Origin of the sequence: Syntrophorhabdus sp. (assembly GCA_012719415.1) — a bacterium.
In the GTDB taxonomy this organism is placed as follows: Bacteria; Desulfobacterota; Syntrophorhabdia; order Syntrophorhabdales; family Syntrophorhabdaceae; genus Delta-02.
Map to the genome: position 1 here is coordinate 1 of JAAYAK010000107.1, position 14,299 is coordinate 14,299.

Below are 14,299 nucleotides of genomic sequence, written 5' to 3' on the forward strand. Positions count from 1 at the left end.
CTGGTGGTTGACGCCAAGGACGAGAAAGCCGCAGACTTTTACCGGCGCCATGGCTTTCTTGAGACGACGGCCAAACCGTTGACCCTGTTTCTGCCTTTGGCCACGGCACCGGTTCCAAAACGGTGAGTGCCAATCGGGGCCATGTCCCCCTGGCCCACGTCTTTGAGGCTGTGACCCCCGATCATAATGTATTGACAATGCGCACTCTGGTGGCTAAGATCGGTGGCAATGCGCGATCAAACCCTGTACGTTCCTCGGCATAACCCAGGATTTTTCGGGCTGCGCATTCCGGATCTGTTGGCAGGGGCAAAAATATAGAGGCCGGCGGTTTTTGACATGTATAAGAAGCAGGATGATCAAGACGGAAGACAGGCTTTTTCCTTAAGGCCCTTTGAAGAGGATGGGTCGCTCTCCGGAATAGAATGCAAAGGATACCTTGCCCGCCGGATCGACACCCTCTCTGTCCATTATGAGATAATTGGAGGTTCGCTGAGTATCGATATTCCCGGGCGAACGCGGGAACCATCCCGAAAAAAAGGCCTCTGGGAGAATACCTGTCTGGAGCTTTTCGTTGCCGTCAAGGATCGTGATCGGTACTGGGAATTCAATCTCTCGCCGTCAGGGGATTGGAACGTCTTTCGTTTCGAACACTACCGAAATGAGAGACATGTCGATACGCTGCGAGAGGAATCTCTGGTTGTCTCCCTTCCTTTCACAACCGAAAGACGATCAGGATCATTCTTGCTTGATATGGAATTCGATCTGGACACGCTTGTTCGCAAAGACGACTCCCTGGAGATAGGCATTGGCGCGATCATCACATTCAATGAAGGCAGAACATGCTGGGCATTGACTCATTGCGGCCCCAGACCTGATTTTCACAGAAGAGACAGCTTCATTATGAAACTGTGATCGCCTTCACCGTCTGCTGTCCCTCATCCTAATCCCCAAAAAGACCCTCGAAGTCTCTCGGGGTGAGAATCTTCGTGACGCCATATTGCCTGACCACCAGGAGGTCCTCGTCGCCGGTGACGAGATAGTCAGCCCGGCTCGCCGAGGCACAGGCAAGGACCCTGTCATCGTCCGGGTCCCGGCTCACCGGCTCGATGGGGTCAACTTCCGCGCACATTTCATCTGTTGCCTCTGCCAGAAGGGTACGGACGTCGGTCAGTTCCGATCGCGAAAGGGAGAACTTACGGAGAAGGACCCCTTCAAATTCCGCGACGATGTCGGGGCTGAGGACAAGCCTGCATTCCCTCTTTCGGGCCCGGAGCAGAAGCTTGTGACAGACACCTTCGGAAAGAAACGCGGCAACAAGCACGTTGGTGTCGAAAACGGCCCTCACGACACCACTTTGAACACATCTTCCTCGGTGACTATCCCGGCGGCCTTAGCCTTCCTGGCGAGCCCGCGCTTTACCTGTTTGAACCTGGTCTCCCAGAGGAAAATGCTGAGTGACTCTTTCACGATGTCACTCTTGTTCCGCCCCGTGGCCTTCGCCAGGTCATCGAGCTCAGCCGCCATCTTCTCAGACAGACTCACCGATAATACCGTTCTCATCAATCTCACCTCTCACACTACAATACACTACAGAGGTGCCTCTGTCAAGGGATGCTCATAATGATAGCAAAGGAAAGCAGGAAATCTGCATCTATATCAGGTCTTTTTCCATGGCCTTGCCGAACTCGTTCGCTTCGAGGATCGCTGCCTTCAGGAAGCTGCGCGTGATCTCGAAAGGTTCGTATCGGATGAAGAATACATTCAGGCTGTGCTCAACGATCTCGTCCAGTTCAGAACCGCGCTGCAGCGGGGGTCACAAAAAAGCAATCATCGCGGATAACCCACACATGGACCCGAGAGGGCCAGGGCTGGAGACTGCTGGGTGGAATGAGCATGACCATCGACAGGTAATGTCACATGTCGAGCCAGGTTTCCCGCCATCGAAGATGGGATTCGAGGATAGATAACTGAACACCGGGCGGTAAGCCCACTCAATTCAAGCACCGAGCCCTTGGCACATTCTAAGGATAGACCTCGCCATGATGAACGGCAACCCGGTTCAAGCCGTTTCTTCGGCATCCTTCCATGACCTATGCCTGCAGGTACCGGTCGGCAAATTCCCGTGGTTTGAGCACGTCGATCCCGCGAAAACCGGACACCTTTACCAGGTGCTTGTCCCCGCTTATGATCGTCTTGCACCTTGCAGACAGTGCGCAGGCGAAGAACTTATCAGTATTCGTCGAGTATCTCCTTCGAAACAGTCAGAACGAGCCTGCCTTGAGGTTGAGCTGTTTCCGTATGCTCTCCGGAATGACCACCTGTCCCCTGGACGACATCTTTGTCGTTGCCACTTCTGCCATACCGTCTCCTCTCCGCGATATCTTACTGGTAAGATCATACCCCGGAAGAAGCGGACGGGCAAGAGAATTACAGATGGGGAGTCCAAGGGGCCTTCCCCACGAACTCAAGAAAACAGATTTCCCCAATACCCTACCTGTCATTTCACATAAGGGGAAACCGATCAAACAGGGACTGCTCAGGGACCAACTGGAGAAAGAAAGCGGGTCTGACGATGGAGGAAGTCCTGAAGCTTTGCAGATGAACCGCAAGTCATGTACATCGGGACAGCGGGGGGTCCAATCCTCATTCGTGACAGATACCCGTGCTCACCTCAGCTTGCTCAGGAACTGGTTCGTTTCCTCGATATCGAACCAATCGGGATCGAATTCACCGCCCAGCCACTCCATGGTTTCGTCGTATTCGGGGTCGTCCTCGTCTTTCAGGATGTTCAGCATGTCGTAGTAGCCCGGGGGGCCGCCACAGTCCTCGGGAGGACAGGCGCCCTCGCCCTCCAGGCAGAGGGGTTTCCCCGAGAACAGCTCGTGGCTGTCGAGTATCTTCTCCATGACCACCCTGTGCACCCAGTCGTCACCGAAATCATAGACATACAGGAACGAGCCGCCGGCCGGTGGGGCGACCTCGTTGAGGTGCATTCTCCTCTCGTTCTTCACGCCTTCCGCCAGGTCCATCTCCGGATCGGGCTCGGCGTATGAGACATTCCCGATGGCAAATTCGTGGAGGTGAGTATCGGTCCAGCCCATGACTCCCTGAATTATCCTGTGGAGTTTTGCCAGGGTCACGTTCCCCGGCACGAGGAACCTCCTCCATATTGCCGGATCGGTCTCCTCGAGGGATATGTGGAGTTGAAAGACCTTCTCCTTGCTGACCGCTTCACCGGAGGGCGCCTTTTTGCCTGCCGGACCCTTGCCCCATTTTCCTTTGATCACCTTTCCCATTTCTCTTCCTTGCCTTATCCTTTCAAGAGTTGCTGGATGGTACCATGTGCCGGGCCGCGTTCCTGAACCGTTCGTTCCTGTCGCTGCCGTCCATCTGCACATCATTGTAGTACGATATACCCCTGCCAATCAACACAGGAGATTGAGCGGCGGAAGCAAAGAAGTGTTTGTTAAAATGCACGTTTGACCGTCAAAGGGCTGATGGTCTTCGGGTCTACTCGAAACAATCCCTGCTGTGTGCCGGGCCGGAGATCACGTATCTTTCGTTGTCACGGTCATATATCCTGTCGAACCCGATGCCTCCGTCTCTCCAGGACACGCCCGCCCTTCGTGTGTTTTGCCTCAGGACGGTTTCTCTGGGGGCCGTGACATCGAAGGTGACGGAGAGGATGTGGAATTCCTCGGCAAGGGTCTTCTGAGAAGGTGTCAAGGAGTATACGGAGCCGTTGGGGCCCTTGATGTCGATCGCGCTCCTGTTGCCGAGCAGCTTTTCAAGGGGGAGTCTTCCCACCGCGAATTTGCCGTCCGCGCCAGGGACCTTTGTAATAGTTCCTTCCCCGTTCCTGTTCCAGTCAACCTTCCATCCATTCAGGGGTGCGTACAGTATTCGTTCGTTTTCCTTTGCGGCGAAGTCGGGTTCGGACAAGACCCACACCGGGAGGCTCGCGGAGAAAGTGTCGACGGAACGATTCGAATAGGATACGGAATAGCCCACGGCTTCCAGCTCCTCTTTCCGAAGAGTGGGCTCTTCCTCGCGGGCCGTCTTCGCCAGGCGCGCGTCAATCACTGCTTCGAATGTCAGCGAAGCCGATTGTCCCGGCGCAATGTAGTAAAAATGTGCATGGCATTTATCGCCCCAATTCGATCTGCCCGTGGTGCTTATGTCCTGTTCCCCGCCGGCCGTCCCCGGGTTGGCCGCCTGTTCCTTTTCCGCCTGCGGTCGGGAGGTTTCCCTGTCCCTGTTCGAGCATCCGTAAGCAGTCAACGCCAGGAACGCCAGACCTATCGTAATAGCCACGAGACCCCTCATGTTCTTCCCCACAGCATCTCCTTTGCCCTGTTTGATGGGCCGCACCGGTCATTCCGTTGCAGCCGACGCGGGCCGCGATCACCTTTCCTCCAGCTCTTGCCGAAATGCACAACGTGAAGTGTCCGCGAAGGCTTACCGGGAGGCAAGAAGTCACTTCACCGACATAAAATGGTTGTCGCCGGTAACAGCAAATAATTAAACACATCTGTGTACCTGGAGTCACCCCAAAGGGCTGCACTCAAGTGGTTAAAGCCGTTGGAGCGGCTGCTGCCATATTCTCCCGCTCTGCCATACTGCTGTCACCCCTTGCTGATAGACTAAGGGCATGAAGCGGAGAGTTCGGCTGCCGCACTGCTCCGGTGAGGGGGAAACATGAAGAAGAAGGGTGATAAGAACAACGATTTCCAGGAGTTCCTGTCGCACCTGGAATACCTGGGCTATGAGACCGAACCCGTTGACGAAGATCCGGAGAAGAATGCCACCGCCGTGCATGAGAAGCGGCCGGACCTGTGGGTGTTCAAGCGGCCCCTGGGAATGGGGGTCTCGGTGACGTACCGGATGGGGCAGAACGCGGTGACCTATCTGTGCGATTACCTGAAGGTGCTCAACCAGCTGAACAGGAAGTCCCTCGTCAGCACGTTCTACACAGATGCCGGTGAAGGGAAGGCGAACGTGCATATCTGCGCCCTGTACAACGCGCCGTATGACAAGAAGTCCTTCAGTATCTTCATGGACATGTTCCATCAGGACCATAACGATATAGGGAAGGTTCCCGAGTTCGACTTTTACGCCGAGGACGGCCTCGTCAACGTTGTCCCCGAAACGCAGCAGGTGTCGTGAGCGCCGGGAGCTCCCCCCCCATGGAGTGGCCTGTAAGGATCCAGTAAGAGAATGCCGTCTATAAATGAGAATGCGCAATTGTTTGACATTCTCCGGGGAGAGTAATACGATTTGTCTATTACCACCCACAATCATCATTGCTCGCACAGACACGGTACGGAACCAGGGTCGTGGCCAGTCGATCCTCTGCGTTGACTGGCGGCAAACGCCGGGGGCCTTATTGAGAGAAAGCCGAAGTTTCAAGATGTGAGGGGACGTGAGACCGTCGAAAGCACCTGACATGGTAAGATTCCCCGCTACGATCCTGTTTCTTGTTCTGGCCGCAGTGTCGACCGGTGTCGCGGTGCAGGCAGCGGAGCTCGATCCGAGCCCGACGAACACCGGCACGATCCTCGTGTCGGACGAACGGGAGAACAACGCGAACCCCTATTCCAACCAGGCGAGGATAGATGTGCTGGCGCCCGGCACGCTGGTCAACGTCCGCACAATGAACAACAGCGCGGATGCCCAGATCAACAGCTACGGCATCCTCACGAACAGCTCGACGGGCACCATCACCAATCCCGACGCCTTCATCCGCGTCTATGGCGGCACCTTCACCAATGAAGGCACTGTGAACAACAGCGGCGATGATGGCTATATCTGGACCGACGGCGGAACCGCGCTCACCAATAAGGGCGTGATCAACAACAGCACCTCCGGGTATATCCTGAACGACTCCACCGCCAACCCCGCCGTCATGACAAACCAGGGCACGATCACCAACACGGGAGCGAGCTACATCCAGAACTACGGAGTGTTCACCAACTCCTCCGCGGGCACGATCACCAACACTGGAGCGAGCTACATTGAGAACTACGGAGTGTTCACCAACTCCTCCGCGGGCACCATCACGAGCACGGACAGCCACATCAAAGTCTACAACGGGAGCACCTTCACCAATGAGGGCACTATCAACAACAGCGGCAATGCCGGCGATATCGAGACCAACAGCGGGTCCACCTTCACGAACAAGGGAACCATCGTGAACTCCGGCTCCGGGTGGATCTACAACGACAGCCTCACGGGCGGCAAAACCGCCATCATGATAAATGAGGGGACGATCACCAACACGGGGGCGAGCTATATCGAGAACTTCGGGAAATTCACGAACAGCTCGACGGGTATCATCAACAACACGGGCTCGAGCAGTATCGACAACTACGACACCTTCACGAACAAGGGCACCATCAACAACAGCGCTGACATCTGGACCGATACCGGCACCACGCTCACCAATGAGGGCACCTTCACCAACTCCTCCGGTGCCACGCTGGGGAACACCGGGACGATCACAAACTCGGGCACCCTCGAGCTCGGCGCCGGCAGCTCCTACAACTTCACCGGGGGCACCCTCACGAACACCGGGTCCCTCATCCTCCGCCGGGACTTCACCTTCAACGGTACCACCGGGGGCACCGTGAACCTCAACGCCGGCGGCACCCTCACGAATTACGCGACCCTCACGAACGCGGCGGGGCACTCCCAGGCGAACGCGGGCACCATCACCAACACCGCCGGCGGCACCATCACGAACTCGGGAACACTTGCCAACAACGCCGCGGGCACCATAACGAACAACGGCACGCTCACCAATGACGGAACCCTCACCAACGCCGGCACCCTCGAGCTCGGCGCCGGCAGCTCCTACAACTTCACCGGCGGCACCCTCACGAGCACCGGGTCCCTCATCCTTCGCCGGGACTTCACCTTCAACGGTACCACCGGCGGCACGGTGAACCTCAACGGCGGCACCCTCACGAACTACGCCACCCTCACGAACGCGGCGGGGCACACGCAGGATAATTGGGGCACCATCACCAACCATGGCACCCTCATCAACTCCGGGACGCTGAAGAGCCAGGGTTCGGGCAGCTTTAACAATACGAATGTCATCATCAACTCCGGAGTGCTTAACTACCACTCGCTGACCAACTCCGGCACCATCACCAACTCTGGTAGCTCTGGTTTCCTCTATCTCACGAACTCCGGCACCATCACCAACAGCTCCGGTGTCAATATGTTCGCCCTCAGTGACGGCGCTTGCACCAACTCCGGCACCATCACCAACTCCGGTTCCTTTACCCACGGCTCCGGCAACACGTTCACCAACAACGCCGGCGGCACGGTCACCAACAACGCCGGCGGCACCTTTCTCGTTTCAGGCACTCTCACCAACAACGGAACACTCACCAATGAGGGTACCCTGACCGATCTTCTTGCGGGTCCGCTCATCAACAACAGCACGTTCACCAACAACGGAACGTTCAATGCGAACGGCACGTTCACCAACAACGCCGATGGCACTCTGACCAACAACGGTACCCTCACGAACCCGGGTACCATAACGAACGCGGGCACTCTGGAGCTCGCCTCCGGCAGCTCCTACAACTTCACCGGCGGGACCCTCACGAACACCGGGTCCCTCATCCTCCGCCGGGACTTCACCTTCAACGGTACCACCGGGGGCACCGTGAACCTCAATGCCGGCGGCACCCTCACGAACTACGCGACCCTCACCAACGCGGCGGGGCACACCCAGGCAAACTCCGGCACCATCACCAACACCGCCGGCGGCACCCTCACGAACTCGGGAACACTTACCAACAACGCCGGCGGCACCATCACGAGCAACGGAACCCTCACCAATGACGGAACCCTCACCAACGCCGGCACCCTCGAACTCGCCTCCGGCAGCTCCTACAACTTCACCGGCGGGACCCTCACGAACACCGGGTCCCTCATCCTCCGCCGGGACTTCACCTTCAACGGTACCACCGGCGGCACCGTGAACCTCAACGCCGGCGGCACCCTCACGAACTACGCCACCCTCACGAACGCGGCGGGGCACACCCAGGCAAACTCCGGCACCATCACCAACGCGGCGGGAGCCACCTTCACGAACGCGGGTACGCTCACAAACTCCGGTACGATCACCAACAGCGGTACCTTTTCCAACCCTGGCACCATAACAAGCACAGGCACCTTCTCGAGCACAGGCACCTTCACCAACACAGGCACCTTCACCGGCACCATCACCAACTCGGGAACGCTTACCACCAACAGCGCCTTCACCGGCAACGTCACCAATTCAGGCACCCTCTCGGGTTCCGGCACGATAACCGGCAACGTCACCAACTCCGGCACCCTCGCCCCGGGCAACTCCATCGGCACGATGACGATCACCGGCGACTACACCCACAACGCGGGGTCAACCTACCAGGTGGAGGTGAACGCGGCGGGCCAGTCGGACAAGCTCGTCGTCACGGGGACTGCGACCTTGAACGGTGGCACCGTCTCTGTCCTCGCCGGGTCGGGGACCTACAACGTGAGCACCACCTACACCATCCTCACCGCCGGGAGCGTCGTCGGGACATTCGGCGGTGTGACGAGTAGTCTCGCCTTCCTCATCCCCTCGTTGACCTACGACCCCACGAACGTGTACCTCCTCCTCACGAGGAACACGACGGGCTTCGCCGACGTGGCCGACACCTCCAACCAGTACTCCGTGGCGTCCTCCCTCGACAGGGTGTCCGGCAGCGCGACGGGAGACATGGCGACGGTGCTCAACACCCTCCTCGGCATGACCGCCCCCTCCGCACGGGGTGCCTACGACCAGATGGGGGGCCTTGTCCACACCGCCCTGACCGGTGCCTCCCTCTCCTCCTTCCGGGGGTACATGGGTGTCATCTCCGGGAGGATGGGAGGGTTTCTCTCCGGTGGACCGCGGTCGTCCTTTGCCGGCCGTCCCGCCCTGCTCGCCTCGAGGACCGACACGGGCTCCGATGCGGGCAACACCCTCATGGCGGCCCTCGCGAACGCGGCAAAAGGCAGCGATCCCTCCTCCCGGGGCCTCTGGGCCGAGGGCTACGGCAGCCTGGGACAGAGGAGGGGCAACGACATATCCTCCCGGTACGACTCCGACATGGCGGGGTTCGCGGCAGGCTTCGACAGGCAGATAGGTTCGTCTTTTCTTCTCGGCGCCTCCCTGGGGTACTCCCACACGAAGGTCGACATGAAGGACCTCTCCGACGATGCCACCATATCCTCCTACCAGGGCTCCCTCTACGGCATCTACAGGATGAACCCCTTCTACCTCTCCGCCATCGCCGCCTACGGGTACAACCGCTACGACACGACAAGGGACATATCCTTCGGGACGATATCGAGACGGGCGAAGGCCTCCTATGCGGGTCAGACCCTGGGGGGATACCTGGAAGGCGGGTACCGCATTGCGACACCACCTGTCGACATCATCCCCCTCGTATCCCTTACGGGCATCTCCCTCATGCGGGACGGCTTCACCGAGAGGGACGCCGGGGCTCTCTGTCTCAATGCCGGCTCCGACACCACCTCCTCGCTCATGTCCTCCCTGGGCGTGAGGCTCACGAAGGACTACCGGGTATCGTCAGGCACCCTCACCCCCGCGCTGAGAATGACCTGGGACCACGAGTTCGCGAACGACGACTACGCCCTTGACGCCTCCTTTGCCGGCTATCCCCTCTCCACCTTCACGGCACGGGGAGACAGGCCCCACAGGGACTCCCTGGGTGCCTCTCTCTCGCTCGCCTTTGAGGCGAAGGAGAACATCTCCCTCAACCTCACCTACGACGGCAGCTTCTCCGGGGACACCACGCAGCACGCGGGGACGGTGGGACTGAGGTGGAGGTGGTGAGGAACTGGCGGAAGGGCGGCCCGAGCCGCCTTTTGTTGCTATTTCAGCATATCTGTAATAGTCTCAGAAGGTAGACGGACCATACATATCCTCAGGAACGCGAGATTCTTTCGTACGGAGAAGGAGGGACTATGAAGATGTTCTTTATGGGTTATGACGATTACTTCGATGAGCCGATCACGGAGGCCTTCGCGGGGGCCGGCGTCAGGTCCTATTTGAAACTGTATAAAGGGACCAGGTCGAGCGGCAAGGCCAACGCCATCTTCATCCCTGTTTCCGATGAGGAGCTCCCCGCTCTTCTTGAGGTCGTGCGGGGTCTGAAAGCACAGTACCCCGATGTCGGTATCAGGGCGTTCACTTTTCCCCTGGAGGAATGTGTTTAGAGGGCCTTCCTATGCCGCAGGTGACTGAATTTTTCCAGAGCTTCCCACCAATGGCTCGCCTGTCCATTGTATTGTTCCTTCTGCTGGTCGTGCCGATGGTTTGCCGGCGATTCTCTCTGCCGAGTGTCGTGGGCCTGCTCATATCGGGTATTGTCATCGGCTATCATGGACTCAGGATCATACCGGAAACCCCTGTTGTTTCAAATTTCATGGCCGATGTGGGCAAATTGATGCTCATGATGTTTGCCGGTATAGAGATCGATCATTCGCTTTTCAAAAGGATCTGGAAGCGCTCTCTGTTGTTTGGAGGTCTGACTTTTGCGCTACCCTGCCTGACAGGCGTCATCATCGGGTTTTTCTTCGGGTATTATTGGGTGGCAGCCCTGCTCATCGGTTCGCTCCTGGCCTCCCACACCCTCCTGGGTTTCCCGATAACCCAGAAGATGGGCATTTCCAGGAGCGATCCCGTTGTTATCACCACCGGGGCCACGGTCTTTACGGACGTCGGCTCGTTGCTGGTTCTGGCGGTCTGTCTCGAGATCCATCAAAGCGGGTTTTCCGCGTCGTCCGTCGCGATCCAGCTAGTTTTGCTGCTGATCTATGTGCCATTGGTCATCATCGGCATAGGACGCCTTGGCAACTGGCTGCTATCCAGGTTCAAGGCTGTGGAGGAACAGCAGTTCTCCCTGGTGCTTTTCCTCATGATCCTGGCCGCCTTCGGGGCCGAGATCATTCACCTCGAGCCCATTGTCGGGGCATTTATGATAGGCCTCGCCATCGGGCCGGTGGCGAAACGCGCCAAAGGGTTCGAGAAGCTGGAATTCCTGGGACTGAATCTTTTCATCCCCTTTTTCTACCTCAACATCGGCTTCCTGATCGATCTGAAGGTCTTCGCGCTGACAATGCTGGATAACGCCCCGCTGGTGATAGCTGTCGTCGGTGGCCTCATAGCTTCCAAATTCATCGCGGCCTTCCTGGTCAAAAGGATATATCGCTTTTCCAGACAGGAAGGTCTCCTTATCTGGTCCCTGTCCCTGCCTCAGGTTGCGGCGACGCTTGCGGCCGCCCTGGTTGCCTATAACACCGTCAACGGCCAGGGGGAGCACCTCATCAATATGCCTGTTCTCAATACGGTCATCGTGTTGATGGTGGTCACGGCATTCCTGGGGCCCATGCTGACAGCACGCTTTTCCGGGAAGATCGTCCAATCCTCCGGGAAGACCCAATAGGCGGGACGTCTTGTGGTACGCCCACCGTCGTGAGGACGATCTACCTGGTCTCGAAACCACCGACCGACGGACGTCTCGTCGTTCTAGAGGATCCTCTTCAGGACCGGTACCCGGAGCAGGACGTGATATGCCAGCAGGAAGCACAGGGGGACGGAGACAAGGCCGGCGATGGCCCACTTGATGACGGGGGCGACGACGAGCGTTTGCAGCGCCAGGCTCACGGCGATGATCATCGGCGGGTGGAACACGTAGACGGCAAAGGAGCTGTCGGACAGTTTCCGGGCAAGACCGCCGCCGTTGTTGAGCTTGTCGCGGAAAAGGGCCATGAGGCCCACCGTCATCGAGACGGCGACGAAGGACTCCCACAGGGCAAAGGAAAGACTCAGCCAGGAGACTCCCCCCGCGAGGCTGGCGTAGGCGCTTTTCAGGTGCGCGGCCTCAGCCGGGGAATGATAGACCCCGGCCATCCATTTGATGAGGAAGAGGACGGGAAAACCGAGAACGATCCCCGCTGTCAGCCACCTCCTGCCGGCCGCCGACGTTATCCGTTCCTGGAACTGTGTGTGCCAGGCGAGTATTCCGGCAATGAAGAGGATAATGTACTGGGAGAAGTGACAGAGCTGCATTCCCCAGAAGATGGTTCCCAGGGGGAAGGCGAGTCTCAGGAGGAACGCCCCGGCGGTAACGACCGGGATCAGCGCGATGAGCACGTGGAAGCTTCCATTGTCCCGCCGCCCCGCACCGGTGCTCGCCGCCGGGGGCCTGACGACGCGCAGGAGCGCGTATACGATTGAAAAGATGAGCAGTGCCACCGCAAACCACATGGGTCCGATACCGAGCAGGTTCATCCCGGCGGACATGAGATATCCCCGGTAATAGTCGAGAAAGTTCGACGCTCCGCCCCTCCACGCCGGTACCTCCACCCAGCAGATGAAAGGGGTCACGACCAGCAGGTAGACAAGCGCCGGCAAACCCAGCCGTCTCCAGCGTTCCTTCACAAAGCGGGCAACGCCCTTTCGGTCCAGCGCCCCCGGTGTGAAATAGCCGGCCACCAGGAACAGCATCCCCATGGAGAACCCCTGGACGAATGTCTGGAAGAGGCCGAAGAATACCTGACCGAACAATCCCGGCACCTGTTGCTCATTGTAGTACCACCTGCCGAGGTTGCTGTAGGTCACGGCGAGGTGCAGCAGAATGACCAGCATGATGACCATGGTCCGCAGATTGTCTATGTAGTAGTGCCTGACGGTATCGCTCTTCATCGCAGTCATAGGGGACGGACCGACAACCACACTATAGTAGGGCAGACCATCCCCTGTCAAGCTAATGGAGCTTTAGGGCCGCCTGCCGGCTAGGGGTGGGGGACGGCAGGCGGAAATGTCTAGAGTATGAATTGCTTCGTCAGCCCCTGCAGCTCGCCAGAAAGGTCGGCGAACTGTGAAGAGGCCGAGGCGTTTCCTTCGATCCTCTTCGTCATCTCCTGCACGGCGGCGTAGATCCTCTGGATGCTCTCGGAGATGTCGTTCGTTGCCATGGACTGTTCTTCGGACGCGACCGCTATCTGCCGGACCTGCTCCGTCACATTGTTGATCTGCTCGAACATGCTCTTGAAGTTCGTTTCGAGGGAGCGAACGTCGTTGGTGCCGACTTCGACCTCCTGCACCCCCTTTTCGATCGTTTCCACCGTTTTGCCCACCTGTTCCTGTATGGCGTCAACGTTGGTCTTTATGTCCTTTGTCGCGAGGCCCGTTTTTTCCGCCAGCTTGCGGACCTCGTCGGCCACCACGGCGAAGCCTCTGCCGTGCTCGCCGGCCCTCGCCGCCTCGATCGCGGCGTTGAGGGCGAGAAGGTTGGTCTGGTCGGCAATATCATTGATGAGGTCGACGACCTTTCCGATCTCTTCGGACTGGCTGCCGAGGTTTTCCACCGTGGCCGCCGAGGCCTTGACCATCTCACTTATCCTGTTCATGGCGCCGATGGTATCCTTCACGATGTTCTCTCCCTGGGCGGCCGCCTCGCTGGTCTTCTCCGAGCTTGCTGCGGCAGTCACGCAGTTGTGTGCTATCTCCGACGTTGTCTTGGACATCTCCTCCGTCGCGGCAGCGAGTGAATTTGCCTGCTCGAGGGTCTTTTCGGCCTCCCGCGTCATCTGGCTCGAATCGGCGCTCAGGTTGTCCGCGGCCGCGGCTATCGTGTCGCTGTCCCGCGCCACGGTCTTCATGGTGCCGTGAAGCTTCTCGATGAAGGTGTTGTAGTACTGCCCCATCCTGCCCATCTCATCCTGCGACGACACCTCTATCCTCTTCGTGATATCGCCCTGACCCTGGGCGATATCCTCGAGGGCGCCCACCATGCGTGTGATCGGTCCGATCACGACCCTTCTGAAGAGCCCGATGGAAAAGAAGACGAAAACGGCGATCACGATGATCCCTATGAGGGCGCTCAACATGATCGTATCCTTCAAGGTCTTCGATGCCAGATGATGGGCCTGTTCCTTGGGAATCCCGATATACAGTATGCCGATCACGTCCCCGTTCGCCCCCTTGAGAGGCTCGTAGCTTGTGAGATATGGCTTGCCGAGTATGTCCGCGTCGCCAACGTATGATCTTCCCTGTGTGACCGGAGCATAGGCGGCGCTGTCCTTTCCCAGCCTGGTGCCAATGGCACGGGAACCGTCGGGCTTTTTCACGTTCGTGGAGACCCTCAGGAAGTCATCGCCATCCTTCATGAAAACGGTGGCCGTGTCGCCGAGGTCGTTCAGGATGGCATCGACCATATCGAATTTCCCGGCGATGGAATTGCCGTCC

At 58.3% G+C, this 14,299-nt stretch carries 12 protein-coding genes; 5 read left to right on the forward strand and 7 right to left on the reverse strand.

The window, feature by feature from the left end; translation table 11 throughout:
• The first annotated feature begins 336 nt into the window (after positions 1 to 336).
• Positions 337 to 912 (forward strand): DOMON-like domain-containing protein, encoded by a 576-nt coding sequence (locus GXX82_06485; protein ID NLT22677.1) that lies wholly within the window; start codon positions 337 to 339, stop codon positions 910 to 912.
• A 28-nt stretch (positions 913 to 940) separates the two neighbouring features.
• Here GXX82_06485 and GXX82_06490 read toward each other — a convergent pair whose 3' ends face one another.
• From GXX82_06490 to GXX82_06510, 5 genes are all read right to left on the reverse strand, one after another.
• Complete coding sequence (locus GXX82_06490; protein NLT22678.1) at positions 941 to 1,345, reverse strand: putative toxin-antitoxin system toxin component, PIN family; 405 nt, start codon at positions 1,343 to 1,345, stop codon at positions 941 to 943.
• Entirely contained in the window at positions 1,342 to 1,560 is a 219-nt protein-coding gene (locus GXX82_06495) for a CopG family transcriptional regulator (protein ID NLT22679.1), read from the reverse strand. Before GXX82_06495 ends, GXX82_06490 begins: the two co-directional genes overlap by 4 nt.
• 701 nt (positions 1,561 to 2,261) lie before the next feature.
• Positions 2,262 to 2,360, reverse strand: coding sequence for an AbrB/MazE/SpoVT family DNA-binding domain-containing protein (locus GXX82_06500; protein NLT22680.1), 99 nt, complete (start codon positions 2,358 to 2,360; stop codon positions 2,262 to 2,264).
• 306 nt (positions 2,361 to 2,666) lie between these two features.
• Positions 2,667 to 3,296 (reverse strand): plasmid pRiA4b ORF-3 family protein, encoded by a 630-nt coding sequence (locus GXX82_06505; GenBank protein NLT22681.1) that lies wholly within the window; start codon positions 3,294 to 3,296, stop codon positions 2,667 to 2,669.
• A 214-nt stretch (positions 3,297 to 3,510) separates the two neighbouring features.
• Positions 3,511 to 4,338, reverse strand: a complete 828-nt coding sequence (locus GXX82_06510; GenBank protein NLT22682.1) for a hypothetical protein — start codon at positions 4,336 to 4,338, stop codon at positions 3,511 to 3,513.
• A gap of 360 nt (positions 4,339 to 4,698) precedes the next feature.
• Between GXX82_06510 and GXX82_06515 the strand changes: the two genes are divergently transcribed.
• The 4 genes from GXX82_06515 (at position 4,699) to GXX82_06530 (ending at position 11,492) form a co-directional block, all read left to right on the forward strand.
• Complete coding sequence (locus tag GXX82_06515) at positions 4,699 to 5,166, forward strand: hypothetical protein (GenBank protein ID NLT22683.1); 468 nt, start codon at positions 4,699 to 4,701, stop codon at positions 5,164 to 5,166.
• Between the two features lie 280 nt (positions 5,167 to 5,446).
• Positions 5,447 to 9,880: an autotransporter domain-containing protein gene (locus tag GXX82_06520; GenBank protein ID NLT22684.1), complete on the forward strand. Its 4,434-nt coding sequence runs from the start codon at positions 5,447 to 5,449 to the stop codon at positions 9,878 to 9,880.
• A gap of 131 nt (positions 9,881 to 10,011) precedes the next feature.
• Positions 10,012 to 10,263 (forward strand): hypothetical protein, encoded by a 252-nt coding sequence (locus tag GXX82_06525; protein NLT22685.1) that lies wholly within the window; start codon positions 10,012 to 10,014, stop codon positions 10,261 to 10,263.
• 95 nt (positions 10,264 to 10,358) lie between these two features.
• The gene (locus tag GXX82_06530) at positions 10,359 to 11,492 is read left to right on the forward strand and encodes a cation:proton antiporter (GenBank protein ID NLT22686.1); all 1,134 of its coding nucleotides are present in this window, start codon (positions 10,359 to 10,361) and stop codon (positions 11,490 to 11,492) included.
• 83 nt (positions 11,493 to 11,575) lie between these two features.
• On the opposite strand, the gene GXX82_06535 is transcribed toward GXX82_06530, so the two are convergent.
• Positions 11,576 to 12,763 carry an acyltransferase family protein gene (locus tag GXX82_06535; protein ID NLT22687.1) on the reverse strand — a complete coding sequence of 396 codons (1,188 nt, stop codon included), beginning with the start codon at positions 12,761 to 12,763 and terminating at the stop codon, positions 11,576 to 11,578.
• A gap of 110 nt (positions 12,764 to 12,873) precedes the next feature.
• The coding region (locus GXX82_06540; protein NLT22688.1) for a methyl-accepting chemotaxis protein at positions 12,874 to 14,299 on the reverse strand (1,426 nt) is incomplete at its 5' end.

Coding starts and splice junctions, on each gene's coding strand:
- GXX82_06520 (NLT22684.1), top strand. CDS start 5,447: ATGGTAAGATTCCCCGCTACGATCCTGTTTCTTGTTCTGGCCGCAGTG.
- GXX82_06535 (NLT22687.1), bottom strand. CDS start 12,763: ATGACTGCGATGAAGAGCGATACCGTCAGGCACTACTACATAGACAAT.
- GXX82_06525 (NLT22685.1), top strand. CDS start 10,012: ATGAAGATGTTCTTTATGGGTTATGACGATTACTTCGATGAGCCGATC.
- GXX82_06495 (NLT22679.1), bottom strand. CDS start 1,560: ATGAGAACGGTATTATCGGTGAGTCTGTCTGAGAAGATGGCGGCTGAG.
- GXX82_06530 (NLT22686.1), top strand. CDS start 10,359: ATGGTTTGCCGGCGATTCTCTCTGCCGAGTGTCGTGGGCCTGCTCATA.
- GXX82_06500 (NLT22680.1), bottom strand. CDS start 2,360: ATGGCAGAAGTGGCAACGACAAAGATGTCGTCCAGGGGACAGGTGGTC.
- GXX82_06505 (NLT22681.1), bottom strand. CDS start 3,296: ATGGGAAAGGTGATCAAAGGAAAATGGGGCAAGGGTCCGGCAGGCAAA.
- GXX82_06515 (NLT22683.1), top strand. CDS start 4,699: ATGAAGAAGAAGGGTGATAAGAACAACGATTTCCAGGAGTTCCTGTCG.
- GXX82_06485 (NLT22677.1), top strand. CDS start 337: ATGTATAAGAAGCAGGATGATCAAGACGGAAGACAGGCTTTTTCCTTA.